This window comes from Pseudomonas sp. K5002, assembly GCF_013386655.1.
In the GTDB taxonomy this organism is placed as follows: Bacteria; Pseudomonadota; Gammaproteobacteria; order Pseudomonadales; family Pseudomonadaceae; genus Aquipseudomonas.
On record NZ_JACARK010001188.1, the window covers coordinates 1 to 1,709 of the forward strand.

Genomic DNA, 1,709 nt, shown 5'->3' on the forward strand with positions numbered 1-1,709 from the left:
CCTGACCCCGGAAGACGTGCAGAGCTGGAAGCCGGGCGAAACCGTGCTGCTCAACGGCAAGATGCTCACCGGTCGCGACGCCGCGCACAAGCGCATGGTCGAGATGCTGAACAAGGGCGAAACCCTGCCGGTGGACCTCAAGGGTCGCTTCATCTACTACGTGGGCCCGGTTGATCCGGTGCGCGAAGAAGTGGTGGGGCCTGCCGGTCCGACCACCGCCACGCGGATGGACAAGTTCACCCGCCAGATCCTCGAGCAAACCGGCCTATTGGGCATGATCGGCAAATCCGAGCGCGGCCCGACCGCTATCGAAGCGATCAAGGACCACAAGGCGGTTTACCTGATGGCAGTGGGCGGCGCGGCTTACCTGGTGGCCCAGGCCATCAAGAAATCCCGCGTCGTGGCGTTCGCCGAGCTGGGCATGGAAGCGATCTACGAGTTCGACGTGAAAGACATGCCGGTCACCGTTGCCGTTGATAGCAAGGGCGAGTCGGTACACATCACCGGTCCTGCTATCTGGCAGAAAAAGATCAGTGAAAGCCTGGCGGTTGAAGTGCAGTAAGCATTTCCCCTGCAAGGATAAAAGGCGACCACTACGGTCGCCTTTTTTTGTTTCATGCACCTCTCACTGTGGCGAGGGAGCTNNCCGCGGACAAACCCACCACCGCCACAACAGCCATGCGCCTCATGCTATGGTGCTCGCCCCTAATTGCACTGTTCATCTTCGTATGATTGCGATTCCCCGCCCGCTGCGTTTGACCCTCTACTCGTTGCTGATCATCGCCGGCGCGGTACTGGCTGCCGCCCTGGCTACCCGCCACGCCGAACGCCTGGCCCTGGTGGATGACGCCGCCCGCGCCAATCAGCAGCTCATGCTTTATGGCAACTCCCTGCACACCCTGATCGAACGCTACCGCGCCCTGCCCGCCGTGCTGGCCCTGGACTCGGAAATGATCAGCGCCTTGAAGGGCCCGCTGGACACCGCCACCCAGGATTTGCTCAACCGCAAGCTGGAGCGCATCAACGGCGCCGCCCAGTCCTCGACCCTGGAACTGATGGACCGCAACGGCCTCGCCGTGGCCGCCAGCAACTGGAACCTGCCCAGCAGTTATGTGGGGCACAACTACGCGTTTCGTCCCTACTTCAGCCAAACCTTGAGCCAGGGCACCGGGCGTTTTTATGCAGTGGGCGTGACCACCGGGATTCCGGGGTATTTCCTCTCCAGCGCGGTGGTCGGCGAGAACGAGCAGTTCCTCGGTGCCATGGTGGTCAAGCTGGAGTTCCCGGAACTGGAGCGCGAGTGGGCCCAGGGCAATGACTTGCTGCTGGTCAGCGATGCCCGGGGCATTGTGTTTATCGCCAATCAGCCGGGCTGGCGCTACCGCGCGCTGCGTCCGTTGTCGGACAGCGACCATGCCGAACTCAAGGCCACCCGCCAATACGACAAGAAACAATTGCTGCCGCTGGACACCGAAGCCTTGCAACGCTTTGACGAAAACAGCCACCTGATGCGCGTCGACGGCCCCGACGGCAAGGCCAATTACATTTGGGAATCCCTGCCGCTGAAGGCCGAAGGCTGGACCTTGCACCTGCTGCGCAAGCCACAATTTGCCTTTGAAGACCAACGCAACGCCGGCCTCGCCGCCGCCGGCTCATGGCTGGCGCTGGTGTTCCTGGTGCTGTTCCTGACCCAGCGCTGGCGCCTCGCC

At 62.4% G+C, this 1,709-nt stretch carries 1 protein-coding gene and 1 pseudogene; both read left to right on the forward strand.

Annotated features, from left to right (window positions below; genetic code table 11):
- On the forward strand, nt 1–562 hold a 562-nt coding region (locus tag HX846_RS34715), incomplete at its 5' end, for a fumarate hydratase C-terminal domain-containing protein (protein WP_178967204.1).
- 166 nt (nt 563–728) lie between these two features.
- Nucleotides 729–1,709: pseudogene (locus tag HX846_RS34720) on the forward strand (sensor histidine kinase); the annotation flags it as partial.